General features: G+C 51.4%; 23 protein-coding genes. 3 read left to right on the top strand and 20 right to left on the bottom strand.

Annotated features, from left to right (window positions below):
- Positions 1–15: 15 nt before the first annotated feature.
- The 16 genes from AC0LWN_RS16245 to AC0LWN_RS16170 all read right to left on the bottom strand — a co-directional run bounded on the left by AC0LWN_RS16245 (position 16) and on the right by AC0LWN_RS16170 (position 16,897).
- The gene (locus AC0LWN_RS16245) at positions 16–1,425 is read right to left on the bottom strand and encodes a nucleoside recognition domain-containing protein (protein WP_474667022.1); all 1,410 of its coding nucleotides are present in this window, start codon (positions 1,423–1,425) and stop codon (positions 16–18) included.
- Positions 1,403–2,134: a FeoB small GTPase domain-containing protein gene (locus AC0LWN_RS16240; protein WP_474667020.1), complete on the bottom strand. Its 732-nt coding sequence runs from the start codon at positions 2,132–2,134 to the stop codon at positions 1,403–1,405. The genes AC0LWN_RS16245 and AC0LWN_RS16240 overlap by 23 nt, the downstream gene beginning before the upstream one ends.
- On the bottom strand, positions 2,131–2,385 hold the full coding sequence (locus tag AC0LWN_RS16235) for a FeoA family protein (RefSeq protein WP_458967575.1): 255 nt from the start codon (positions 2,383–2,385) through the stop codon (positions 2,131–2,133). The genes AC0LWN_RS16240 and AC0LWN_RS16235 overlap by 4 nt, the downstream gene beginning before the upstream one ends.
- Before the next feature lie 225 nt (positions 2,386–2,610).
- Positions 2,611–3,786, bottom strand: a complete 1,176-nt coding sequence (locus tag AC0LWN_RS16230; RefSeq protein ID WP_474667018.1) for an asparaginase — start codon at positions 3,784–3,786, stop codon at positions 2,611–2,613.
- A gap of 246 nt (positions 3,787–4,032) precedes the next feature.
- Positions 4,033–4,491, bottom strand: coding sequence for an SRPBCC domain-containing protein (locus AC0LWN_RS16225; RefSeq protein WP_474667016.1), 459 nt, complete (start codon positions 4,489–4,491; stop codon positions 4,033–4,035).
- 107 nt (positions 4,492–4,598) lie between these two features.
- Positions 4,599–5,555 (bottom strand): helix-turn-helix transcriptional regulator, encoded by a 957-nt coding sequence (locus AC0LWN_RS16220; protein ID WP_474667014.1) that lies wholly within the window; start codon positions 5,553–5,555, stop codon positions 4,599–4,601.
- A 21-nt stretch (positions 5,556–5,576) separates the two neighbouring features.
- Positions 5,577–7,523, bottom strand: a complete 1,947-nt coding sequence (locus AC0LWN_RS16215) for an FtsX-like permease family protein (RefSeq protein ID WP_474667012.1) — start codon at positions 7,521–7,523, stop codon at positions 5,577–5,579.
- Complete coding sequence (locus AC0LWN_RS16210; RefSeq protein ID WP_474667010.1) at positions 7,498–8,268, bottom strand: ABC transporter ATP-binding protein; 771 nt, start codon at positions 8,266–8,268, stop codon at positions 7,498–7,500. The genes AC0LWN_RS16215 and AC0LWN_RS16210 overlap by 26 nt, the downstream gene beginning before the upstream one ends.
- 157 nt (positions 8,269–8,425) lie before the next feature.
- On the bottom strand, positions 8,426–9,520 hold the full coding sequence (locus AC0LWN_RS16205) for a GerAB/ArcD/ProY family transporter (RefSeq protein WP_474667008.1): 1,095 nt from the start codon (positions 9,518–9,520) through the stop codon (positions 8,426–8,428).
- Positions 9,521–9,529: 9 nt separating this feature from the next.
- Positions 9,530–9,763 carry a hypothetical protein gene (locus tag AC0LWN_RS16200; protein WP_474667006.1) on the bottom strand — a complete coding sequence of 78 codons (234 nt, stop codon included), beginning with the start codon at positions 9,761–9,763 and terminating at the stop codon, positions 9,530–9,532.
- Positions 9,764–9,776: 13 nt separating this feature from the next.
- The gene (locus tag AC0LWN_RS16195) at positions 9,777–11,009 is read right to left on the bottom strand and encodes a Ger(x)C family spore germination protein (protein WP_474667004.1); all 1,233 of its coding nucleotides are present in this window, start codon (positions 11,007–11,009) and stop codon (positions 9,777–9,779) included.
- Positions 11,006–12,109: a GerAB/ArcD/ProY family transporter gene (locus AC0LWN_RS16190; RefSeq protein ID WP_474667002.1), complete on the bottom strand. Its 1,104-nt coding sequence runs from the start codon at positions 12,107–12,109 to the stop codon at positions 11,006–11,008. Before AC0LWN_RS16190 ends, AC0LWN_RS16195 begins: the two co-directional genes overlap by 4 nt.
- The gene (locus tag AC0LWN_RS16185) at positions 12,106–13,683 is read right to left on the bottom strand and encodes a spore germination protein (RefSeq protein ID WP_474667000.1); all 1,578 of its coding nucleotides are present in this window, start codon (positions 13,681–13,683) and stop codon (positions 12,106–12,108) included. Before AC0LWN_RS16185 ends, AC0LWN_RS16190 begins: the two co-directional genes overlap by 4 nt.
- Before the next feature lie 228 nt (positions 13,684–13,911).
- Positions 13,912–14,901: a sensor histidine kinase gene (locus AC0LWN_RS16180; RefSeq protein WP_474666998.1), complete on the bottom strand. Its 990-nt coding sequence runs from the start codon at positions 14,899–14,901 to the stop codon at positions 13,912–13,914.
- Positions 14,898–15,596: a response regulator transcription factor gene (locus AC0LWN_RS16175; RefSeq protein ID WP_474666996.1), complete on the bottom strand. Its 699-nt coding sequence runs from the start codon at positions 15,594–15,596 to the stop codon at positions 14,898–14,900. Before AC0LWN_RS16175 ends, AC0LWN_RS16180 begins: the two co-directional genes overlap by 4 nt.
- Positions 15,597–15,745: 149 nt before the next feature.
- Positions 15,746–16,897: a phosphodiester glycosidase family protein gene (locus AC0LWN_RS16170; RefSeq protein ID WP_474666994.1), complete on the bottom strand. Its 1,152-nt coding sequence runs from the start codon at positions 16,895–16,897 to the stop codon at positions 15,746–15,748.
- 223 nt (positions 16,898–17,120) lie between these two features.
- On the opposite strand from AC0LWN_RS16170, the gene AC0LWN_RS16165 reads away from it, so the two are divergent.
- Both AC0LWN_RS16165 and AC0LWN_RS16160 read left to right on the top strand, forming a co-directional pair.
- Complete coding sequence (locus AC0LWN_RS16165; protein ID WP_474666992.1) at positions 17,121–17,699, top strand: histidine phosphatase family protein; 579 nt, start codon at positions 17,121–17,123, stop codon at positions 17,697–17,699.
- A gap of 125 nt (positions 17,700–17,824) precedes the next feature.
- Positions 17,825–18,673 (top strand): diguanylate cyclase domain-containing protein, encoded by an 849-nt coding sequence (locus AC0LWN_RS16160; RefSeq protein WP_474666990.1) that lies wholly within the window; start codon positions 17,825–17,827, stop codon positions 18,671–18,673.
- A gap of 333 nt (positions 18,674–19,006) precedes the next feature.
- On the opposite strand, the gene AC0LWN_RS16155 is transcribed toward AC0LWN_RS16160, so the two are convergent.
- The 4 genes from AC0LWN_RS16155 to AC0LWN_RS16140 all read right to left on the bottom strand — a co-directional run bounded on the left by AC0LWN_RS16155 (position 19,007) and on the right by AC0LWN_RS16140 (position 22,329).
- On the bottom strand, positions 19,007–20,251 hold the full coding sequence (locus tag AC0LWN_RS16155) for an SLC45 family MFS transporter (protein ID WP_474666988.1): 1,245 nt from the start codon (positions 20,249–20,251) through the stop codon (positions 19,007–19,009).
- A 4-nt stretch (positions 20,252–20,255) separates the two neighbouring features.
- Positions 20,256–20,993, bottom strand: coding sequence for a glycerophosphodiester phosphodiesterase (locus tag AC0LWN_RS16150; protein ID WP_474666986.1), 738 nt, complete (start codon positions 20,991–20,993; stop codon positions 20,256–20,258).
- A 179-nt stretch (positions 20,994–21,172) separates the two neighbouring features.
- Positions 21,173–21,658: a GNAT family N-acetyltransferase gene (locus tag AC0LWN_RS16145; protein WP_474666984.1), complete on the bottom strand. Its 486-nt coding sequence runs from the start codon at positions 21,656–21,658 to the stop codon at positions 21,173–21,175.
- 71 nt (positions 21,659–21,729) lie between these two features.
- Entirely contained in the window at positions 21,730–22,329 is a 600-nt protein-coding gene (locus AC0LWN_RS16140; RefSeq protein WP_474666982.1) for a hypothetical protein, read from the bottom strand.
- 224 nt (positions 22,330–22,553) lie between these two features.
- Between AC0LWN_RS16140 and AC0LWN_RS16135 the strand changes: the two genes are divergently transcribed.
- Entirely contained in the window at positions 22,554–23,006 is a 453-nt protein-coding gene (locus AC0LWN_RS16135; RefSeq protein ID WP_474666980.1) for a NanQ anomerase/TabA/YiaL family protein, read from the top strand.
- The last annotated feature ends 249 nt before the right edge of the window (positions 23,007–23,255 follow it).

The following is a 23,255-nucleotide window of genomic DNA, read 5'->3' as shown; positions in this document are numbered from 1 at the left end:
GGAGTTTTTTGTGCATCACACCCAGCCGAACAAGCGGGCCGCCTGTGCAATGGCAAAGGTTACGCCAATGGCAATCGCAAGCGGAATGACGGCGGAGAGCACAGCCCATTTCATGCTGCGGGTCTCCTTGTAGATATTTACAAGCGTAGTGCCGCAAGGATAGTGGAGCAGGGAGAAAAGCATCATGTTAAGCGCGGTCAGCCAGGTCCAGCCGTGGCTTACAAAGATGTCCTTGATGCTGCCGAGACCATCAACATCAACCATTGCACCTGAGGACATATAGCCCATCAGGAGAATCGGCAGCACAATTTCATTGGCCGGCAGCCCCAGGATAAAGGCCATAATAATGAAGCCGTCCAGCCCGAGCAGCCCGGCAAAAGGATCAAAGAAAGCCGCCATATGATTAAGTACACTGTCCCCGCCAATGAACACGTTGCCGAGGATCCAGGTGATGATTCCGGCAGGAGCGGCAACAACGATGGCCCGGGTCAGCACGTTCAGGGATTTTTCCTTGGAGGAGATAAGTATGGTCTTCCAGATTTGCGGGCGGCGGTACGGCGGAAGCTCCAGGGTATAATGGGTAGGCACTCCACGCAGAGCGGTTTTTGACATGACCCAGGAGACGGTCAGGGTAACGATTATGCCGATCAGCACGATTCCCATTAGCACGAGGGCGGTCGATAAAGTTTGCATTGCACCTGCTGCAGCACCTCCGACCATGAACAGGGATGAGAGCAGAATCAGCGTCGGCCAGCGCCCGTTGCAGGGAACAAAGTTATTGGTCAGAATGGCCAGCATCCGTTCCCGGGGCGATTCGATAATGCGGGTGGAGAGAATGGCGGCAGCATTGCAGCCAAAGCCCATCGACATCGTTAAGGCCTGCTTGCCGTGGCCGCCGGATTTTTTGAACAAACGGTCCATGTTAAAAGCCACGCGCGGCAGATAGCCGAAATTCTCCAGCAGCGCGAACACCGGGAAGAAAATCATCATAGGCGGCAGCATGACGCTGATCACCCAGGAGGTTCCGCGGTACAGCCCCAGCACAAGCACGCCATGCAGCCAGGAGGGAGCGTTCACCGCTTCAAAGCCAGCGTTCAGATAACCCTCAATCCAACCGAAGAGGGAAGCGAGCCAGCTCGAAGGGTAGTTCGCTCCGGCAATCGTAATCCAGAACACCAGGCCGAGACCGGCAAGCATAATGGGGAAACCCCAGATTTTAGAGGTGACGATATTGTCCAGCTTGTAAGTGCTGGTGAGCTTCTTTTGGTCCTGATAGGTGACGGCATCCCGGCAGATTCCCGCCGATACGCCATAAATGCCGCTGACGATCTCATCCCGGATCGCGCCCTTGTCCGCCAGCTTCTTCGCTGCCGACAGCAGGGAATCCATAGCGTCTGTTCCTTTAATGGCATGCGGTGACTCCATGACTTATGGCCTCCTTTGCTACGAGACTAGGTTTGCGGTTCATATGTTCTTTGAGCGAGGCCAGTAAGCTGTCGTCACCGTCCAATAGCCGCAGGGCAATCCAGCGCGCCGGATATTTGGAACCAACCGTCTGCTCAACGAGGGGTACAAGCTCGGCAATGCTCTGTTCAATCTCATCGCTGTAGGCGATGCGCAGCGGCGGTGCAGTGAATGCCCCGGTAGCAACACGTTCGATCTGGTCCAGCAGAGCTTCAATGCCGATTTTATTCCGGGCTGAAATTGCCACAACGGGGACGCCCAGCCGCTTCGCGATGGCCTTCAAATTGATGGTGATGCCCAGCCTTTGGGCCTCATCAATCAGGTTGATGCAGATTACGGTACGCCCGGTAATCTCCAGCACCTGTAGTGCTAAATTAAGATTGCGCTCCAGCGAAGTTGCGTCCAGTACCACTAGCGTCACATCCGGCTGCTCGAAAATAATATAATCCCGCGCGGCCTCCTCATCGGCAGAATTGGAGTACAGTGAATAAGTGCCGGGAAGGTCAACCGCCCGGTAGGCGTGGCCCTTGTGCGTGAATTCGCCTTCGGCGGTGATGACGGTTTTGCCCGCCCAGTTGCCCGTGTGCTGGCGCAGGCCGGTCAGCAGGTTGAAGAGCGTGCTTTTTCCGGTATTGGGGTTGCCTGCAAACGCGACAGTAAATTGACTCATCCTTCTTCACCTCCAATGATTTCTCCGTAGATCAGCGAACTTTCTTCCCGGCGCAGGGCAATGGTCGTATTGCTTACCCGAAAAGCCGTAGGGTCTCCGAGCGGGCTGCGCCGCAGAACCTCAACGGCATTGCCGACCACAAATCCGAGATCAAGCAGCCTTCTCCGCAGCACCCCCTGCACTTCGATGCCAGTGATCACAAGCTTGTTGCCATTCAGCGCTTCCGACAATGGGATAGAAGCTCCAGCCATAACATCCCCTACTTTCATATTTAGAAATAAGTATATATTGTGCACTAGGGTTAGATTATTGTAGTATTCCACAATAGTAGTATACGAGAATAAATTTGTCCTGGCAACAAAAAAGTTTCCCTAGGGAAAAATAAATTAAGAATAATAGCGAAAGAAAAAAACAAGCACTCAGACCTCTAAGGGGCCTGGTGCTTGTTTTTCTTCATATATACGTTTCAAAATCTGTTATTTTCCCGCAGTGTCGATTTGACCTGACCCATAAGTGTCAAACCAGCCTTTTATCGTGTTGAAATCGCTGCTGAAAGAAAGGCTTAACATCAGTAGAATGCGGGCATGTGCGGCGTTTAAGTTGTCTCCGGCAATAATGCCATCGGCGCTTGTGTAGTTGCTGCCGGAACCCGTACGGGTTGTTGCAACGAAGATAACACCTTTCTCTTTAATCGCCTTCGTCCGGGCTTCTCCCATTGCTTTGGAAATTCCCCCGGCTCCTGTGCCGGCAGTAACAATTCCCTTTGCCCCGTCCGCGACAAAACCTGTGATTGCTCCAGCCCCGGCATCTTGATAAGCATAGGCAATTTCCACCTTCGCCAGGCTGGATGCGGAAATTTTACTCAAATCAAAGGGTGTTGCCCACTTATCTTCACTCATGAGTGATCTGGCATTGGAGCGGTAGATGCGGATATTTTTTTCGTCAATATATCCCAGCATCCCAAGCTTAGGTGTTTCAAAAGTATCAGTCCGGTAAGCATTGCTTTTAGTAACTTCTCTTGCCGCATGGAATTCATCATTCAGCATCAGAACGGTTCCGAAATACTTTGTTTTTCCACTTGCAGCCAGCTTGATGGCATTGTATAAATTCGCCTGAGCGTCACTGCCGATAACTGTCCATGGGCGCATTGAACCTGTAATTACAACGGGTTTGGGGCTGCGTACGGTGAGATCAAGAAAATAAGCTATTTCCTCCATCGTGTCTGTACCTGTAGTTACGACGACTCCATCCTGTGTCTTAAGCGCCTCATCGACTTTTAAGGAAAGACTATATAATTGCTGCATTGAGTAGGAGCCGGAACCCGCATTGCCAAATTGATAGCTGGAGACTTCAGCGATTTGATCTTTATTGGGCAGCGCTTTAACCATATCTTCGATTAATAAAGTGCCTGCCTTGTAATTTTGAAAGCTTGTTTCATCAACAGATTGGCCTGCGATAGTGCCCCCGGTTGCAATAACCTGTACCTTGGGCAGTTTGATTGCGGATTGAGTAGATACGACGGTTCCCTGGACTACAGCCTCTGCTGCATAGGTGCTTGAGACCGGAAACATGGTGATAGTTGGAAAAAGCGAACCTAAAGCCAGTCCAGCAGTTAAAGCAGTTTTTAGCCATATTGATTTGGATAATGACATAAATTCAACCCCCCTAAGTATGTATAATTATTCATATACGTCATTAAACCTAACATATTTAAATAATTATTAATGGGATTATATTTATGTGTTATGTTTTATGTCAAATATATAACATGTATAAAAAAGCGCTTTAATGTACTGTTTTTTTGATTGCAAACCTGATTATCGGCTAATATCACGCTATATTAAAAATATAAATTAAATTTAATATATTTGGAAAAAAGTTAAATCAGTACCATCCTGCTATTCCCCGCTGCCAAAATCCAGTGTTCGGCCGGTCTCCACCAGTGTTTTGATGTTGCTTAGAATCTGCCACCAGGCACTGTCGCTGGCTGCATATAAGGGGTCGTCCGGGTGCCAGTCATCGTGAATCAGCGTCAGCCTGGTGCAGCCGCCAGCGGGTTCGAGCCGCCAGGTGATGCGGGATTCATAAGGCTCCTCCCCCTTAAGGTAAGAAGGGCCAGCCTTGTGTATGAAGCTTAAGACTTGCTCTGGAACATACTCCAGCAGTGTGCCGTAGACATGGACGGTTCCATCGCCCTCGGCTCCCGGGCCAACATATTCCAGCAGTTCTCCTGTTTTGAAGCTGGAGCGGATTACGCTGCCGTAATAGATTTGTTTGACTTGCTCCGGTGCAACCAGACTGTGCCACACCTGCGCCGGGGTACCGCCAATATAGAACTCATATTTCAATTCTTTCATCTCAATCATTCCTCTCTGGAAGTGTCTTTTTCATGTATATCTCAGACCTGTCTACACTATACAAAAGGATCACTGACAGATACGGTCAGTGATCCTTAGGAAGAGGATTATTCCGAATAATGTGCTGCAATATCTCTGGCTACGGCAGCAATTTTCTGCTTCAAGGCTGCCGGCTCAAGGATCGTCAGCGACTTCCCGTAAGGCAGGAGGAAGTATGGGGCGTAGCTGTATATAGCGGGTTCGTCCAGCAGAAACCGCGCCGTTTCACTACTGCGCTGCTCCAGCGTATGACCGAACAGCCAGTGGCTGCAGAGCTCATTTAGCACTCTCTCTGCAGCCTCGATGACAACGGGAATCAGCTCTTCCGTTTTGTCCTGGGCCGGCAGAAGGCTCTGCAGCAGAAATTCACGCGCCGAGAAGCCGGCGGGGCGGAGGAAGCTTGCGCCTGTCCGCCGCAGCCCGGTGATCCGGTCCACCCGGAAGCTGCGAATCTGCTGGCGCTGATGGCAGAAGCCCGCCAAGTACCACTGGCCCTTCCACAGCACCAGCCCGTAAGGATCAATGCAGCGGGTGGAAGGAGCATCGCCGTTTCCTTTGCGGTACTCCATCTCCAGCGTCAGGCTGTCCGCAGTGGAGCTCTCAAGCTCTTCCAGCAGCTGCTCAAGCGGTGCAGCCGGTGAATGCAGCGTCTCCAGGCCGCTGCCGTGGCGCTCCATCTGTAGCTGCTGTTCGGCATTGCTGTAACGTTTGAGCTTGGCAAGCGCACCTTCAAGGGCATCCACATAAGGATACCCGCTTCCCCGGGCGAAAGCGGAGGCTTGAACAAGCGCCCGCCGTTCCCCGTCGTCGAAGAAGAGCGGTGCCGCGCTGAAATGCTCCGGCAGGCTGTAGCCGCCGCCCGGACCGGCGTCCGCAATCACGGGAACGCCGCTGGCGCAGAGCGCGTCAATATAGCGGTAGATCGAGCGAACGCTTAGCTCCAGCTCCTCCGCCAGCTCTGCGGCGGTTCTTCTGCGCTGCTGCAGCATCCACAGAATGGACAACATATGGTCGGCTTTGGACATATCTGCTGAGTTCCTCCTGTGTTATACCATCATTTTCTTCAGGCTGTGAATATAACGCGATCTAACAATGATAAAATAAATGGTCTGCACGGTCAAAAATGCAGCCGCCGTAACTAGACCCGGCATGGTGACATTCCGGATTTGGACCTGGTATAGCACTGGACGAATGACTACCAGCATCTGTATGACAGCGACAAAAATAGGAATATAGTACAGCAGCGCGATCTGCCGGGTGGCGGAAGCCGACATTTCTCTGACGCTCAGACCGATCTTGGACAGGGCATGATACATTCTTATATCTGCGTTCAGCTCCGTATGCAGCTTGAAATAGAGGAAGCTGGCAGATGAGAGCGAGAAGATCAGGGCGATGAAGACTCCAATGAAGCTCAGCATGGAGGTGCTCTGCATGTTAGTCATATATCTATCCGCTCGTGCACTGATTGCTGTGTCCCAATTGTCATGGGAGGTATTCCAGTCCATGCTCCACCGCCCTAGCTCTCTTGAGATAGCAGTCCCGGTTTCACCGTTTTTGGGCAAAGCATTATCCCATGCGTGAATAGTATAGAAGTAATTCTCCACCAGGGCGTATTTGTCAGACGCGGCTGCAGCTTCGTCATACAAGCCGTCGCTCACAATCATCAATATCGGTTTAGTGTATGGGCCAAAAGGCAGTATCTTTTGCTTCTGCACTTGCTTCAGCGCTAGCTTTTGCCCGCTCAAATTGGGTAACACTACATTCTGGCCGGCATCAAAGTTAAAGGAGATTAACTCCGAATTAAGAAGCAATACAGCTTCACCATCCGCCAGCGGAGGCAGTCGGGAATAACCGATCTGCTTTGCCAGTTGATTAAAGAGGGTGAGCGGAACCATTTCAACATCGTGCTGTTCGCTCTTGCCCTCTTCCTTGATAGAGCCGTAGATGAACCTGGCCTTGCTCTCTGTATATTTGACTCCAGCCTTATCCAGAGTGCTGCGGATTTCCTGCAGCCCGGCGCCAGTATCTGCTCCATCATAAATCGTATAGGTGATTGCAAAGGGATCGTTCATAAAAGCTGATCTGTTCGCCTGACTGATCGACAGCAGGCATCCGGTGGCCATACAGGCCACCGAGGTAACGACAGTGACAAGGAACAGCATCCGCGCGTTATCCTTGATCTTATAGCTCATTTCGGAGATCCATAGCAGATTGGTCCCGCGCCATAGCCTTTTCCGGTTTTTTCTCAAGAGGCGCATACCCAGCACGGACAGCTGCGAATAGAAAAAATAAGTGCCGGGAATCCCGGTGACAGCTGCTGCCAGCAGAGAGGCAGGGGATAACGGGCTGCGGATGGCGACGGCACCTGCAGTCAGCAGGGCCAGTCCGAGCAGCGACAACAGCCAGGAGACCTTCGGTTCCTTCTTCGGCTTGACGCTGCCCTTCAGCAGCTCAAGCACCTGGTTTTTGCGGATGAACAGCAGGGTAAAGACAGAACTAACCAGGAAAAGAGCAATAAAACAAACAGAAGTAAGGACCATCGCCTTCACCGGCCAATAGAAGGGCAGCTCGTCAATGCCGATCGCAGTGGTGCTGAGCAGCAGGAACAGCTTGGACAGCAGCATTCCGCCGGCCATCCCGGTCAGGATCGACAGCAGTCCGATCAGCATATTTTCCAGCAGAATCAGCCGGTTGATCTGCCCCGGACGTGCGCCGAGGATCATCAGAATACCGAATTCCAGATTGCGTGATTTAAGAAAGGCGCTGATCGAGTAGAGCACGAAGAAGAAAGCAAAGATGAACACGATGTATGAAGCGATCTTCATGCCGGCAGCTGAGTTTGCTCCCATTGTTACAGACGCGACGCCCGGATGATAGATAAACACCGAATATGAAAAGAATATCATTACCATAAAGGCACTGCTGAGAAAAAAGGCCATATACGCACGCGTATTGCGCCGCACATTGTTAAACGCGAATTGAGGAAAGCTCATGGCCGCTGCCTCCCCAGAATGAAAGTGTGTCGATAATCTTCTGGAAGAAGGCCTGGCGGTTGTCTCCGCGATGAATTTCCGCCGCCAGCTTGCCATCCTTGATGAAGACAATGCGGTGGCAATAGCTCGCCGCCAGCGGATCATGCGTAACCAGCATCAATGTGGTGCCTTCCTTGCGGTTGATATCCTCAAGCGATTCCATCACAATCCGTGAGGAATTGGAATCCAGCGCACCGGTGGGCTCATCGGCCAGAAGAATTGCCGGCTGAGTGATGATAGCCCGGGCGATGGCTGTCCGCTGGCGCTGCCCGCCGGAAATTTCGTAGGTCCGCTTGTTCAGGATATCTGTGATATTCAGGCGGGCGGCGACCTTCTGCAGCAGAGCGTCCATTTCGTCCAGCTTGCGGTTGTCCAGGGTCAGAGGCAGTACGATATTTTCCGCTACGGTCAAGGTCTCCAGCAGATTAAAGTCCTGGAACACAAAGCCGAGCTGTCTGCGGCGAAACAGGGCCAGCTCCTTCTTGTTCATCCGGTAAGGATTGCTTCCGCCGATCTTTACCTCGCCCGAGGAGGGCTGGTCAATCGTGGAGACCATGTTGAGCAGAGTGGTTTTGCCGCTGCCCGAAGGTCCCATAATCCCGACGAACTCGCCTTGCTCGATGCTGAGATGAATATCGGTGAGAGCCTGTGTATGCACTTTGCCGGGATATACTTTATTCAGAGCAGTAACTTCCAGTACATTCATTCTATCCATTCCTTCCTGCCGGAAACGAGAGGTGCCATCCTTGTTATCAGGACGCAGCTGTTTCCGCTTCTGTTACCGAGTTTACAGGAAGAGCACTGGGGGTGCTATGGTTTTACCTTAACATTACCTTACAGCGTGATTAAGGTTACGTTCGTACTTAGGAGGAGTGCTTAGACCGGCTGCGCAGGAGGATGGAAACAGCCAGAAGCAGGGGAATGCCCGCCTGAAATATCGGATCAATCTTAAGGCTTGGTCCCAGGCCGATGGCAATATGCTGTGTGTAGTCTCTCTCCAGAAAGGAAGCGCCATAAATGACCGCACCCACGGGAAATACCCACCATTTTGCCGGTTTTCCGGTCAGCTCTGCCACTGCTTTAACCGAACAATAGTAGAATAGCATCATCTTGATCAGCAGGCCGATGAAGAGCTGGATCGTGACCAGGATGTCAAGGCGTTCGATAAACTGCAAATTGGATAAGGTGCGTACCGTTTTCAAAAAGGGCAATTGACTGATTCCCGCTACCGTCGGTCCGAGGACGGCCACATTGAGCGCGTTCATGAAGACCAGAAAAAAACTGATCAGAATATAAGCGGTTATTGTGCTTTTTACAGGCACACCGGGCGTATCCCACAAGGACCACAGCATTAAGAACACAATCATTTGGCCGAAGGGAAAAGAAACAACATCCGGCAGCGCGACCTTCATAATCGGCAGCAGTCCGCCATCCAAAACGGGGGTCAGGCGGTTAAAGTCCATGGAACCCATGATGCCAAGCAGCAAAATTAACAGGCCATAAAAGAAAAGTATCAGCGGAAAGAGAACCTCTGGCAAGCGGAAAACAACGTTGGTCCCTTTCCATATGGCATAAAGCGCAATGAATACAAAAATCAGCATGGTGACAGCCATTGGAGTCTTTTGCAGCATCGTCATCGCTGTCAGCTCGCCTAAATCGCGGACATTACGCATGGACTCGTAGGCGAAATACAGGCTGTAGATTCCGCCGAGAACGGAACCGGCAATACGCCCAAAATGGAATTCGAGCATGCCGATGAGGTCGGTATCCAGAGAACGCTTCTGAATCCATATCAGGAGCATGAGCAGGATGAAGCCGGCTGCAGAGCCGGTGCACATGACCAGCCAGGAATCCTGCTTGGCTTTGCCGCCAAGCAGAAACAGCGGCGTGCTGCCGATCTCAAACAGCATGATCATAAACGAAAATTGCAGGGCAGACACCTGTTCTTTTTTTTGCATAAGCGGGGATCAGCCTCCTAACCATTTGATAATTGCCCTGCCGGCAGGCTGGAAGAACGCTATATACAGGGTAGACACCCCTATATGTGCAGTTCCGGTAATGCCTGAAATGTTAACATAGGCACAGTAGAGCATAATGCAGCCGAACCATAGCCTGTGCACCCAACGGCCCTTTCCATTCAACAGGGTGCTGCCCCGCCAGAAGGCGAGACCATAAAGCCCAAGAATTATAGCTATTTTCATAGGGCCAGCTCCTTTATTTCTTGTGAACTGATTCGAAGGATTTGCTGCTGAGGCCTGACCGTACAATTTTCATTGCGACATGGGGGCGGATTTCGATATTCTTGAACACGCTGTCCCAGCTCTTATCCTTCTGGATTTGCTTCCAGCGCTTGCGGTCGCTGCGGTGAATTTTCACTGCAAAGCCAGTGACATCAGCCCCAAGCTCCCGAACCTTCGTCCAGGAGTTGTTGACAAACCCCAGCACCTGCTGTTCTATAGATTGTTCCATTTCCGTAATGGAGGCACGGTCATTCAGATCCATGACGCTTCCAAGCTCGAGGAGCACTCCGCTTCCCTTAATATCCACATCCATGATGTAATGGTCCTTTTCCCATTTCGGATGAACGGAGGTGGTTGAATGCTGAAGAACAAAAGAGGCGTCGGCCTTGTCACTTGTACCGGGGCGGGAAGCGAAAGCAATCGTAGCGTTTTTAATTTTACTCGTCAGAAACGATAAGCCGAAGGCTTGCTTCTGCGTTAGCCAGCCTACCAGCTTTTCACCCTTCAGTACGCCTAGCCTGCCTAGAGCCAGCCGTGAAGGGAGATCCGTACGGGCGGTTTCATCTGATTTATCCATAATTACATTCCCGGTAAGCAGAATCTCGGGAAGGATCGCGCTTCCCGAATCGGAAGAAAGAGCCATTGCCAGCTCAAACATCCGGGTGCCGGTATAATAAGAGAGCAGCCGGGATTCCTGCTCAATCATTAACTGAATGCCGGCTCCCTGATTCTTGGTCATCTGCATGAGCTGATCCAGAATATTACTGGCCTCGCCTTTGGCAATAAATACATATACCGTTTCCCGGGCATCCTGCTTGCGGAGAAACATATCAATTAATTGATTCACACCATGCCTGGCCAAGCTTTCTCCCAGTACGGTAATTCTGGAGTGGGAGAAGAACATTTCACGTGTGCTGGTCAGATTGGTTTTTTCAACAGCTTCCATTATCGTCCTACCCTTCACTGTAAAGGTAATAAACGGAGGAGAGCTTGTGCTTCCGCTTGTACTGCCTCCCATGCCGCTCGCCCCGGAGGAGGGGGTGATTACCTGATAGGTAGCCTTCCACTGCCCATCTTCCCAATCGTATGCCGAACCGGAAACAATACCGAGCGCAGTGAGCTCACGGTCATCCCAGCATCCGCTGAGAAGAGTCGACAACAGAGGGAGACAGAGCAGCAGACAGAGTGCTTTCTTCCATAAGCTCATGTTCTCCACCCTTTTTCCTTGGATCTGAATTTATGTAACCGGCCTAGCAATAATGCCCCGAGTGGAACGAACACATTGAACAGGTAAAAGACCAGAAAATGTCCTTCCTTGTTGTAGAGATTTAATTTGGCCGAGCTCTGCCAGGTAAACAGGCACTCCAAAGCGATAACCAGACCCAGTGCACCGATAAATGGCTTGCTGTTGTTCACTCGAAAGGTTTGCTTGAAGCACTCTACGGTAACAAACAGAAAAATCGAGAACTTGAGGTAGAAGGAAAGCACCCAGTAGGAGACAAAGAGAATATCCAAATTCTCCACAAATCTTCCAATATGGACGATACTGGCAGCTAAAAATCCCGGATAAACGCTAAGCTTGATTATTTCTGCTCCGAATACCATCAGCGTTAGAATCAATACAAACATCATCATTCCCAAGAATAGGAGAATGCCGGTCCAGCCTATAACGCGGGCTTTCTGCGGATTTTTCAGATAAGGGGCCAGGAACAGCAGCACGCTCACTTCAGACATCAATGCAACGCTTGCCGTACTGCCCAGCGTCAATTCCGCCAGAGAGTGGTCGAATACCGGCAGCAGATGATGTACATTCATTTCATTGGACAAACCGAACATGGCCAGCGGCACAAAGAACAGAAATAGCAGTATGATGAGGATGTTCACCCTGGCAATGGCTTCAAGGCCTTGTCTGACCATATAAATGCTGATGAACACGATCAGGAGGGTCGTCACCGTGACAGGGGTATTGATGAGAACATAATCCTTCAGGAAATTCACGAATTCACGCAGGATCACCGACGTAGCATCCAGATAGAACTGCAGCATGAAGAGGCCGAGGATAGTGGCGATGATGGGCGAGCTTTTCTCGCCGATCCAGTCCAGAAATGGTGCACCTTTATTATGCCGGATGGCCGTACCGACAATCGCGGCAATGACGAGCCCAACCAGGGCCGACAAAAGAAGGGCCAGTGGCGAGTCTTGCTCCGCATAGCTGCTGATGGACAGGGGAAGCACGATAACAGCAGTCGGCAGGATTATACTGACGACCAGCATGGCTGCCTGGGCAGTGCCGATTTTTCCGTTCAAGCTGGATTCTCTCCTTTCGGCTTTTGTTCTGATCCTTGTCTGCGCGTTTCTTTACCCAAATTGGTCTTGGGGCGCATAGTCATATTCCACAGAGGAACGCGGACGAATACATCCTTCAGGTAACGGGGAACCATTGGTGCGACCGGAGAAAGGTAGGGTACGCCAAAAGAGCGCAGCCCCGCCATATGAATCAGCAGCACCATCAAAAAGGACATGATCCCGAACAGGCCGAGTGTCGCGGCAATAAGCATCATGACAAACCGGATTAAGCGGATCGAGTTGGCGATGGCCAGAGACGGAATAACAAAATTAGAGATGGCGGTAAAAGAAACGACAATAACCATAGCCGCGCTGACGAGACCGGCCTGAACTGCGGATTGGCCCAGCACCAGTGCGCCAACAATCGAAATGGCCGGACCGATGGTCCGCGGCATGCGGACCCCGGCTTCACGCAGCACATCGAAGGTCAGCTCCATGAGCAGCGCCTCCACAAGCGCCGGCAGCGGTACGCCTTCACGCTGGGCGGCGAGGCTGATCAGCAGGGTGGTCGGCAGCATTTCCTGGTGAAAGGTGGTGACGGCGATATATATTGCCGGCAGCAGCATGGATACGAAGAATGCCGAGTACCGGATCAGCCGCAGGAAAGAGGAGATATCATAACGCTGATAGTAGTCCTCGCTGGATTGAAAAAAGTTGAAGAAGGTAGAAGGCGCCAGCAGCGCAAAGGGAGTGCCGTCAATAATGATCCCAATCTGTCCTTCCAAAATGCCACCCGCGAGCGCATCCGGGCGTTCTGTGTTCTGGATAGTCGGAAAGGGTGTCAGACCCCCGTCCTGAATGTACTCCTCAATATAATTGCTCTCCAGAATACTGTCTGTATTGATCGCATTCAGCCGCCGGCGGACTTCCGTAAGCACCTGCTCGCTGGCGATGCCATGCAGATACACGAGGGCAATGCCGGTTTGGGTACGCTGTCCGATTTTATACTCTTCGATTCTGAGATCAGAGGTTTTGAGCCTGCGCCGCAGCATAGCGGTTCCTGTCCGCAGGTTCTCCGTGAAGCCCTCCTTGGGACCACGGATGACGCCCTGCGAGGTCGGCTCATTGATGCTTCGTTTCTCCCAGCCCGAGGTATCGGCAGCCAGTGCCGTTTGGAGTCCGTTGAACAAGATAAGCGTGTAGCCATCAAACAGCATGGACAATAGTGCTTCTAGCGTTTTACCTTCTTTCACGCCCCCAACCGGCAGCATTTGATCCTTAATCATGCTGTAGGCAGCTTCGGGAGTAATGTTGGTGCGCTTCTGTGTGGCCTTTTCCATCAAAGGCTGCAGCACCGCCTGATTGACCGCATCCGCATTGACCAAACCATCAATGTATATAAAAACCAGGGAGAGCGAGCTTAACGAATCATTGGTGAATCTGCGGAAAATAACGTCTGAGCTCTGTCCAATCAGCCTGTCGATTTCCTGCAGATTCACCTCCAGTGAAGGATCAAGAGGAAGCGGGACGGGCACGGTTTTCTCCCCGGGGTCACTTATGTCCTTACGGGCAATTTGCTGCTTTTTTGGCATCATAACGCCTCCGTTCTGCTGAAATCTGGGTGCTTTGGAGATAATATCCCCTGTCCTCTGATTCCTTATTCTGGCTGCGGGGGAGCGTTATCTTAGATCGCCAGCACAAAAAGGCCAGCCTGAAGCCATACCGGCCCTGAGCTAACCTTTTAAATTGAACTATAGATTTTCATATTGGGGTCTGGTCGTAACTGCGGGGAATGTTTGGACTTCCGGACGCTGTTGTTCAACTTATATAGATGCCGCGCTAAAAGTAATCCGCACCATGGTCCCCTCGCCCGGACGGGATGCCAGTTCAACCTTGTGGCCGAGCCGGCTGCAAATCTCGCGGACCAAATAAAGGCCCATTCCGGTCGATTCATGATATTGCCGTCCGCGCTCACCGGTGAAATAAGGATTGAAGACCCGCTTCAGATCCTCAGGCGAGATGCCGATACCCTGATCTTGAATGCTAAGAACGATTTCCTTAACTGTACGCTGTGCAGAGACAGTAACGGTCTTGCCAGAACCGGAGGTATAGTTCACGGCATTGACCAGGATTTGCGTCAGCATGAACATCAGCCATTTGGCGTCACTGTATACTATAAGTTCGGCATCCACCTGGATGTCAGCCTTAATTCCGCGGCGTATGAACAGCCTGCGGTTCTCGGCGACCGTCTCGCTCACGATTCTGCGCAGCGGCAGGGCCTCAGCCTGGAAGTCATCCGCAAATCTCTCCAGCCGGGAGGTGTAAATGACCATTTCCAGCCCCTTGCGCAGCCGTTCAAGCTCCTCCTGGATGCTGGCCGCTTCCTTCTCGTCCAGATCCTGCAGCGTAAGCTGGATCACGGAGAGCGGCGTCTTCATCTGATGCACCCAGCGGTTGATGAAGACAATATGCTGATCCATCCGGCGGATATGCTCCTGGAGCTGCTCCTGGTAGTGGCGGTGGGTAAGTTGCAGCGCTTCTTCCACCGCTTCGGGCAGCGGAGCATCGCCGAGAGGTGCGGGCAGCTCACCGGGAGCGGCGTCTGGATGGCTTAGACGGTTATACAGCTTGTAGTGCTGGATATACCGGTACACCAGATAGACGAGAAGAACCGCCGCACTAAGTGCCATTCCATACAGAATGATAGATAAAGGCCTGGATTCGCCCGACAGATAATACAGGACCGGAACCAGGAGCATCTGCACCAGGTAGAAGAGCAGCAGCGGACGCTGGTCTTTGAGGAACAGCTTCATGGGTTTTCTCCGGGAAGGCTTATCCGGTAGCCCGCCCCTCTAACCGTCTCCACAATATCTCCCAGCCCCAGCTCCTTGAGCTTCCGGCGAACCCGGGTAATATAGACGTTCAGTGTATTGTCATCAATAAAATGCTGATCCTTCCACATTAGATCCAGCAGCTGTTCGCGGGTGACAACCCGCCCTTCCTTCAGCAGCAGCGCCTCGAGGAGAACCGATTCCTTCTGGGTCAGCTCGGCAGACTGTCCGGCATACTGGATCGTATAGCGTTCAGGAAAAAGCGTAAGACCGCCTGTCTGCAGCTTGCGCTCCTCCTGGGTTTGGGCGTAAGAGCCGTAGGCTCTGCGCAGATGGCTGCGGATTTTGGCCAGCACCACCTCGTATTGAAAAGGCTTGGTGATATAATCGTCGCCGCCGTTCTCCAGCGCCATCACCTGATCCATGCCGCTGTCACGCGCCGAAATGAATAGAATGGGGCAAAGCGAGGATTTGCGCAGCTGGCGGCACCAATAGAATCCATCGAATCTTGGGAGGTTGACATCCAGCAGCACCAGACTGGGCGCGGCTTGCTCAAACGTCTCCAGCACCCTGTTGAAATCCTCCACAGCCACCGTATGAAATTCGTATTTTGACAGATAGGCGCCGAGCAGGTCTGCCAGCTTGGCGTCGTCTTCAACAATCAGGATGGTTTCCATAATCTCACTCCTTTGTCCAAATCTACAGTATCATGCTCAAGGGAAATCTTGCAAAAGCTGAAACGGATGGATCGAGTATTGCCATAGCAAAAAGCCTCCATGCCCGGCCAAAAGGACCGTTTCATGGAGGCTTGCTGATCTTGATGCCGTTATTTGGTTTTGACCACCAGCGCGTTGCTGATCAGCCGTCCCGGCGTGGTCAAATATTTGCCGCTGTAGAACAGGCCGCTGGAGGCGCCGCCATCCAGGTTCATCGCCTGATACGCTCCGGCCTGCTTCATAATCTGGGCCAGTTGCGGAATCGTGGCTCCGCCGGAGGTAAGGAGAATCAGCTTGTGGTCGCGTGTCAGGCCAAGCGCGCTGCGGGAGCCGCCGCCTGTCAAAATTTTGGGGTCTCTGAAGCCTTCGCCGGCAACATTCAGCGATACCTTGCCGTCAACCAGCAGCCGGGGACCGGCCTGAAGCGCTCCGACAACAGAACCGGAGTTGAAGCGGTCCGTGAATTTATTCCCCGGGATCAGCTCGGCGAGAAGATTGCTGTCATAAGCAAACACTGTCCGCTTGTCGGCAGGACTGTCCTTCAGCATTTTCCCGCCGCTGATAATATAACCGTAAGGAACCTTGTAGGAACTGTTTGTATATGCGTTAAAATAGGTGCCGTTAATGGCGGCTACAGCGCCGCTGCGTTTGGCGATACTGCCGAGCGCTTCCGTCTTGCCGACCGTGTTGCCGGCGAGGACAACATCCAGCTTAAGGGAAGGGTGTAGCAGGGACACCGTTACCGTCTGTACGGAAAAGGATCTGCCGCCCACCCTGTAGGTGTGCTTAGCATTTACCACCGCTGGAGTGCTTGACTGAATAAGCGTACCGGTTAACACGGGCAAAGTGGCTGCGGCATCATCGGCGGCAAGAGTGAGAGAAGCGGCAGTTCTGTTCCAATTTAGTTGAATTCCCAGTGTCTTGCTGACAAGAGACAAGGGGACATATGTAGTTCCGTTGCTGCTAAAAGGCCGCTCGGTCAGCGTGGCAGCTTCGCCATTGACCGAGGCTGCCGCTTGGCCCGGAGTCAGAAGCAGTGAGGACTCGCCTTTTGTAATCTGTATTTGTTTGCCGGCGGCATCCACTCCTGCCTGGATGCCGGCAAAGCCGTTCAGGAACCGCAGCGGGATGAAGGAGTGATTGTCCTTATCGACATAGACGGCTGTTTTGGGCGCTGCCGCTGCAGCTGCGCTGGATTGCACCACGGGTAGAACAGAAAGCATGGTAAAGAAGGCCAGAAAGAGTGCAGACATTTTTTTCATTGTGAACAGAATCTCCTTTTACTTGTGGCAGAAATTTCAAGCTTTCTTATCATATAACTGTGTGCCCAAAATCGTCAATTGCCCTATTGTGCAATGTTGTTTATCACAAAAAGCAAGCTTTCAGTATGCATCTGCTTCGCCGATGGTTTATAATTTTCGAATATACGTATAAATTACAGCTCAGCTAGTGAATTATCTTGATCTATAAAGGCGGGTTAGCGAAATGACAACGATAGGCTTAATCAGACATGGGAGCACTGCTTGGAATAAAGAAGGCCGGATACAGGGGCATACGAATAACCCTTTGGATGAAGAGGGACTGCGCCAGGCGGCGGCCATTGCGGAACGTCTGAGCCGGGAGAATTGGGATTTTATTTACTCTAGTGACCTGCTGAGGGCCGTTCAGACAGCAGAGGTTATTGCAGCCCGGCTAGGTCTTCCATTAGCGGGACAGATCCCGGGAATGCGGGAAATGTACGGCGGAATGATTGAGGGGACTACCGAAAGCGAACGTGTGGAGCGCTGGGGCAGCGAGTGGAAGACTATGGACGTGGGGCTGGAAAGCAACGAATCGGGCCAGCTCAGAGGCAGTCAGGCAATCGAAGAAATAGCTGCACGGCATCCCGGCAAAAGAATACTTGTCGTCAGCCACGGCGCCATTCTGCGCAGCAGCCTTAGAGGGCTTGTTCCCGGGCTGGACGTAAGTAAGTTCCTGGATAACACTTCGATTACCCGTATTGTCAAGGGAGACAGTGGTTGGACCTGTGAGCTGTACAATTGTGTGGAGCATATGAAAGGCTAAATTCCATGATGATTTCTACATTAAAAAGCGGCAGATTCCCATACATTCTATGTCAGAAGCCGCCGATCCTGCCGATAATAAGCGTAATTGGTATTCAGATCATGTTAAGGAAGTGCGAATGAACAATGGAAGCGCGAAATTATATGCTGGCCGTATTCTCGGTGCTTGTTGCAGCATTGACTGTCTATAGTATTCTCATTCTGGCACGGAAGTTCGGCGGCAGAACACTACAAGCCAAGGCTATGCTCACGGTTTTTATGATTCTTATTGCCGGTGCGGGGCTGTATGTGATGCACCTTCTGGGGCTGCAGTCTCTCCCGGAGCTTGAACCTGACAAGGGCAGCGCCTCACTTGCCCTGGGGATTTATGCACTGACTCTTGCAGGGATGATGTACCTGATCTTCCGGCTGCGCCAGCTGCTGACGGAGAGAGAGCAACTGAAGGAACTGGCCTACCGGGATACCTTGACCGGATTATTGAACAAGAACGGGATGGATCACTTCTGGGATCATTGCAAGCCAAACGAGCAGCTCGCCGTGTTATTTCTTGATCTGAACCGTTTCAAGGCCATCAACGACACGCTTGGGCATCATGTGGGTGATTTACTGCTGCAGGCCGTTGGCAGCAACTTGAATCAATTCTCAAGCAAAGGCAAGCGGCATATTTTTCGGATCGGCGGGGACGAATTTGTGATCATCGCCAAGCGCACCAGCCGCAAGGAAGTAGAGCAGCTTGCGCTGCGGATTCTGGAGAGCACGACCCGCAATTACAAGCTGGAGCGGCATGAATTGTTTGTCTCGGCCAGCATTGGGATCACTATGAGTCATGGCCGAATCGACCGGCAGCGCCTGTTGAAAGAAGCAGATTCAGCTATGTACAATGCGAAGCAGCTAGGGCAAGGCCGCTATTCCGTGCATAAGCAGGAGCCGCATACCCAGCAGATCAAATTGGTCAGCAGATCCAAAGCCAACTAAACAGCCGGCCACCCGCTTGAGCAATAATCTCGAGCGGGTGGCCGTTTGCTTTTATAATAGATAAGGCTTTCTGGAGGCGCAGGGACAACGGCAGAAATGCCGTTGCTAGAACCGCAGTGATGGGTTAGCGCAGGAACAACGGCAGAAATGCCGTTGTTAAAGCCACGATGGCCGGTTAGAGCAGGAACAACGGCAGAAATGCCGTTATTGAAGCCACAGAGGCCGGTTAGCCCAGGAACAACGGCAGAAATGCCGTTGTTAGAGCCGCAGTGATGGGTTAGCGCAGGAATAGCCGCAAAGGCCATTGCTGAAGCCGCGTCCGCCGTTTTGTTCCTACGCTTTATTGGAATGAACGGTGTTCACGGCTCTGGTGCGTCCCTTCATCAGGAGCAGGCACAGCAAGGCGAAGGCCATGCTAACGGTTGCCGCATAGAACAGGATGGAGTAATCCGTGAGATCAATAAGCAGTCCCAGCAGGGGCGGAGAACTGATAGCCGCAAGCGATGAGACCAGATAATACAGGCCTGTACGCGTGCCGATGCTCTCCTCGCCTCCGGTAGCCACGACATAAGGATAGGAATTAATATTGATGCAGGCCCAGAACATTCCTCCAAGCAGCAGCAGGCCGCGAAGAACAAGAATATGCTCTGCGAACCCTACCAGGGAGAACACCACCATTAGTCCGCAGACACCGGTGATAATGACCTTTTTCTTCCCAAATCTTCCCCCCAGCCAGCCGCTCGGAATCGCGAACAATACGAAGGCCAGAGAAAAGAAGGTCAGCGAGAAGGAGGCGTCTTTTTCACTGAGCCCGAGATGATGTTTACCATACAGAGTGAACAGGGTTTCCACGCCCTGATAAGCCACGAACCAGAAAAAAATCGCTGCCAGCAGAAATACAGTCGTTCGGTCAAGCTGCTTCTTTAGGGAGACCCGCGATGGCTTGGCAAGCGGGAGAACGCTGCCCTCAGGCAGCGTTTTACCCTCAGCATCAGATCTCCCCGCCACCTTATTCACACCATCCCGGTCCTCCTTGATGAAATGCGAGACAATGAACAGGCAGAGCAGTGTAATCACCCCGGCCACAACGAACGGCAGCACCGGACTGGCATCATAGAGGTACGAACCGACGCCAAAAGCCAGAATCGAGCCGACACCGCCCATAAAGTTAATCAGGCCGTTAGCCTTCGTACGCTGGGTATCTGGTGTAATGTCCGGCATCAGCGCAACGGTCGGCGAACGGTACAGGCTCATGGCCAGGTTCATCAGCATCATGAACAAGAGCAGGGTGAACAGTCCGGTATGCAGCGGAATCAGCATCGTCAGCACAGCGGCCAGCGGCATTCCGATCATCAGATAAGGCATTCTGCGTCCGAAACGGGTTGCCGTCCGGTCGCTCCGGTTGCCGATCCACGGCTGCAGAAACAGCGCGAAATAGTTGTCGATGGTCATCATGAAGCTGATTAGAGCTACGCTGTGCACATACTTTTCAAGAAAAAATGGAACAAACGCGTTATACAAGCTCCACGTAATACTGATGCTGAAAAAGCCGAAGCCGAGCAGCCAGACTTTTTTCACACCATCACACTCCCTTGGCTGCCAGCAGTCCGGCCAGCACATCCGGGTAATCGGTAATAATCCCCGCGACTCCGGCCTCGATCAAGGCTTTCATACGCTCAGGCTCATTAACAGTCCAAGGATGATACACGATGCCATGCTCCGTCGCTTCAGTGACAAACTCCGGCAGTACGGCGTAATGATAGGCATGCAGCGCATCGGCTTGCAGGGAAGCCGCATAATCCCAAGGGCGGTATAAACCTTCCCCATATAAAATACCGGTGCGAATCTCCGGCGCCAGCGACTTGCAGTGGGCAAGTGAATAATGGTTGAAGCTCGACAGCACAACACGTTCACTCATGCCATACTCCCGCACAGCGGCGATGACTTTTTCCTCCATACCAGGGTAGAAGAAGATGCCGTTTTTCAGCTCGATATTGAGGATGGTGTCTCGATCATGCAGCAAATCCAGCAGCTCCTCTAGGGCAGGAATGCGTTCTCCCTTAAATTCAGCGCCGAACCAGGAACCGGCATCCAGCTCCAGTACTTCACTCAGTGTCTTGTCCTTCACATATCCGCTGCCATTCGTCGTACGGTTCAGGCTTTCATCGTGAATGAGCACCAGCCCTCCGTCACTGGTCATCTGTACGTCGGTTTCAATGCCTGTTGCGCCAAGATCAAGACCTTTGCGGAATGCTGCCATCGTATTCTCCGGGCAAACTGCGGATGCGCCGCGATGCGCAAAATTAATAATGTGATTCATGTCATTCAATCCTCCGCTATTAATTTTCTTACGCCCGAGCAAGCGTGGGCTTTCTTATTTCATATTCCACACCACAACAAGAAACCCTGTCCGCGGGAGGCGGAAGGGCGTCGTTTTGAGCAAATTTAACATTGTCGTGATGTTGATCTAACAAAAAACTGCAGGGGGATACGTAATCATCAGCTTTTGGTACTGAAGGACTGGATATATTTTCTAGTTTCATTTCTATATAATTCTGTGAAGGCATCGTTTGTGTATTCGGCAATCACCTTGCGCCAAAAATGAATAGCAGGTTCATTTGAACTCATCTGGGCCGCTTTCCAATTTGCCTTATACAGATTAAAGGCCTGAATGGCAGCTTCTCTTCCGAATCCGTTCCTTCTATATTTCTTGAGAATCATAAAATCATAAATAACATGTGTTGGATCTGGGTCAACGTCATAGTTATCAAATAGAACAATTAGGAAACCGACAATTTTCCCATCGTGAACAATAAAAAAAGGATTCCATCGCGGATCTTGCCAGAAATGCTCCAGGTTAACATCATATTTCCCGTTGTCATTCATATCTTCGGCAGTATATTGGCTAAAGTCATAATGATAAAACTGATACAGATTATGAAGAGTATCCTTACTCTCTTTCGGAACAGAGATGAGTTGAACCACGTGTCTTACCTCCAATAATTCATATGATCTGTATATCTTTCGCCAAAAGTGATTGATTTCCTTTCCAGCATTTAGGCTGATACAATTCCGCGAAGCATCTCATGCACGTGATGAGCTTCCGAGAAAGCTTGAGAGTAAGCAGAGTCGCATTTTTTAGCCTGTGACAGCTCCGGCAGGAACGGAATGGACAGAACAGGGGTATCAGCGTTGTCGAGGTATATTTTTAATGTAAGTTCATTGATTTCCTCGGTGCTGTCCGCACCTTGAGCCGTTCCAACTGCCCCTGCTTTAGCAGCCATACCCGCATATTGTCTGACCGCGCTGCTTGTAATCCGGCTGGTTTTGCTGACTTTGGTAAGCGTTAGAGCATTCTCCACAATTTCCGACCCGAGTATAGCTTCAAAAGTATACAGGGCTGCGGTTGCCTCCTCCTGCCCGCCGGGGCAATACTTGCCGACTGCCAGTTTTTTACCGGCTTCATCCAGTGCGATGATATGGGACTTGTCGGGCGTAATATACTGCTTGGGAAAGTTGAAGCTGAAGGCTGCCATGGCATTGGCCAGTTTGTTCCGGTGGGACGGCTCCGAAGATAGCTTAATCTGCATTACTGCGGCTGCCAGCAGCAAGATAACTCCCAGTATGGCGAACATGTACATCAGGAATATAAGCATTTACATGCCTCCTAAAAGTTTTGTGAGCATAAGCATCCATGAATCACATCGAGCAAAACTAGCTTCGGAAGCATATGCTTAAGTTTTACGAGTATAAGCATCCTCTATTAATAGTTATGCCGGAGGCGTGAACAAATACATAGACTGTACCTGGTCTGGTTATATATTATTTTTTTATTCCGCAAAACTGGGAACAAATTAAAGAGGATAAGGGGATATCGGCGATGATTGTAGATACACTGGAGCATTTGCTGGAGAATGAGACCGCTTACGGAGAGAAGATTCAGAGAGGGCTGCGATTCCTGCGGGATACCGATTTTTCCGGACAGGCGGTGGGACGCCACGATGTGAATGAGGAAATGTTCTACTTCATTAATGAGTATGAAACCAAGGATGCTGATCAATGCTTCTGGGAAGCGCACAGAGTGAACCTGGATCTGCATTATATTCTGGAAGGCACGGAACGGATCGGCTACGCCGCTATTGAACAGCTTCATGTAAAAGACGAATACAGCGCCGAGAAGGATGCGGTTTTCTTCACCGGAGCACTGGAATCGGCTGTGACTGCCAGTCCGGGAGCGCTCGTAGTCTGCTATCCGCAGGACGGTCATATGACAGGGATTGCGGCCGGGAGGAAGGATGCGGTGCGGAAGGTTGTAATGAAGATTAAGCTTTGATAGTTGTATAAAGTCTGCTACCGGTATTGGCGCAACTACGGGGAATGTTTGGACTTCCGGCCGCTGTTGTTCACAGATTTCTTGATTTGAGACCGCTGCTTGCGGTTGAAATCCGTGAACAAAGGCGGTCGCTGACGCTCCTACAGTTCCAAACTTCCCCTTCGCTGCTCTAACCGGTATATATTCTTTAAAATAAAACCATCAAAGGAGCCGGGGGGCTCTTTTTTTTGAGGCAATTATCTGAAAAAG

Source organism: Paenibacillus sp. sgz302115 (genome assembly GCF_056120445.1).
Note: the sequence above shows the minus strand (reverse complement) of the source record. Positions and strands in the feature narration are given on the sequence as shown.

Excerpts from the sequence above, each read along its gene's own strand:
- AC0LWN_RS16160 (WP_474666990.1), top strand. The coding sequence starts at position 17,825 with ATGGAAGCGCGAAATTATATGCTGGCCGTATTCTCGGTGCTTGTTGCA.
- AC0LWN_RS16165 (WP_474666992.1), top strand. The coding sequence starts at position 17,121 with ATGACAACGATAGGCTTAATCAGACATGGGAGCACTGCTTGGAATAAA.
- AC0LWN_RS16230 (WP_474667018.1), bottom strand. The coding sequence starts at position 3,786 with ATGTCATTATCCAAATCAATATGGCTAAAAACTGCTTTAACTGCTGGA.
- AC0LWN_RS16150 (WP_474666986.1), bottom strand. The coding sequence starts at position 20,993 with ATGAATCACATTATTAATTTTGCGCATCGCGGCGCATCCGCAGTTTGC.
- AC0LWN_RS16170 (WP_474666994.1), bottom strand. The coding sequence starts at position 16,897 with ATGAAAAAAATGTCTGCACTCTTTCTGGCCTTCTTTACCATGCTTTCT.
- AC0LWN_RS16175 (WP_474666996.1), bottom strand. The coding sequence starts at position 15,596 with ATGGAAACCATCCTGATTGTTGAAGACGACGCCAAGCTGGCAGACCTG.
- AC0LWN_RS16240 (WP_474667020.1), bottom strand. The coding sequence starts at position 2,134 with ATGAGTCAATTTACTGTCGCGTTTGCAGGCAACCCCAATACCGGAAAA.
- AC0LWN_RS16235 (WP_458967575.1), bottom strand. The coding sequence starts at position 2,385 with ATGGCTGGAGCTTCTATCCCATTGTCGGAAGCGCTGAATGGCAACAAG.
- AC0LWN_RS16200 (WP_474667006.1), bottom strand. The coding sequence starts at position 9,763 with ATGAAAATAGCTATAATTCTTGGGCTTTATGGTCTCGCCTTCTGGCGG.
- AC0LWN_RS16135 (WP_474666980.1), top strand. The coding sequence starts at position 22,554 with ATGATTGTAGATACACTGGAGCATTTGCTGGAGAATGAGACCGCTTAC.
- AC0LWN_RS16195 (WP_474667004.1), bottom strand. The coding sequence starts at position 11,009 with ATGAGCTTATGGAAGAAAGCACTCTGTCTGCTGCTCTGTCTCCCTCTG.
- AC0LWN_RS16225 (WP_474667016.1), bottom strand. The coding sequence starts at position 4,491 with ATGAAAGAATTGAAATATGAGTTCTATATTGGCGGTACCCCGGCGCAG.
- AC0LWN_RS16185 (WP_474667000.1), bottom strand. The coding sequence starts at position 13,683 with ATGATGCCAAAAAAGCAGCAAATTGCCCGTAAGGACATAAGTGACCCC.
- AC0LWN_RS16245 (WP_474667022.1), bottom strand. The coding sequence starts at position 1,425 with ATGGAGTCACCGCATGCCATTAAAGGAACAGACGCTATGGATTCCCTG.
- AC0LWN_RS16180 (WP_474666998.1), bottom strand. The coding sequence starts at position 14,901 with ATGAAGCTGTTCCTCAAAGACCAGCGTCCGCTGCTGCTCTTCTACCTG.
- AC0LWN_RS16220 (WP_474667014.1), bottom strand. The coding sequence starts at position 5,555 with ATGTCCAAAGCCGACCATATGTTGTCCATTCTGTGGATGCTGCAGCAG.
- AC0LWN_RS16210 (WP_474667010.1), bottom strand. The coding sequence starts at position 8,268 with ATGAATGTACTGGAAGTTACTGCTCTGAATAAAGTATATCCCGGCAAA.
- AC0LWN_RS16205 (WP_474667008.1), bottom strand. The coding sequence starts at position 9,520 with ATGCAAAAAAAAGAACAGGTGTCTGCCCTGCAATTTTCGTTTATGATC.
- AC0LWN_RS16215 (WP_474667012.1), bottom strand. The coding sequence starts at position 7,523 with ATGAGCTTTCCTCAATTCGCGTTTAACAATGTGCGGCGCAATACGCGT.
- AC0LWN_RS16140 (WP_474666982.1), bottom strand. The coding sequence starts at position 22,329 with ATGCTTATATTCCTGATGTACATGTTCGCCATACTGGGAGTTATCTTG.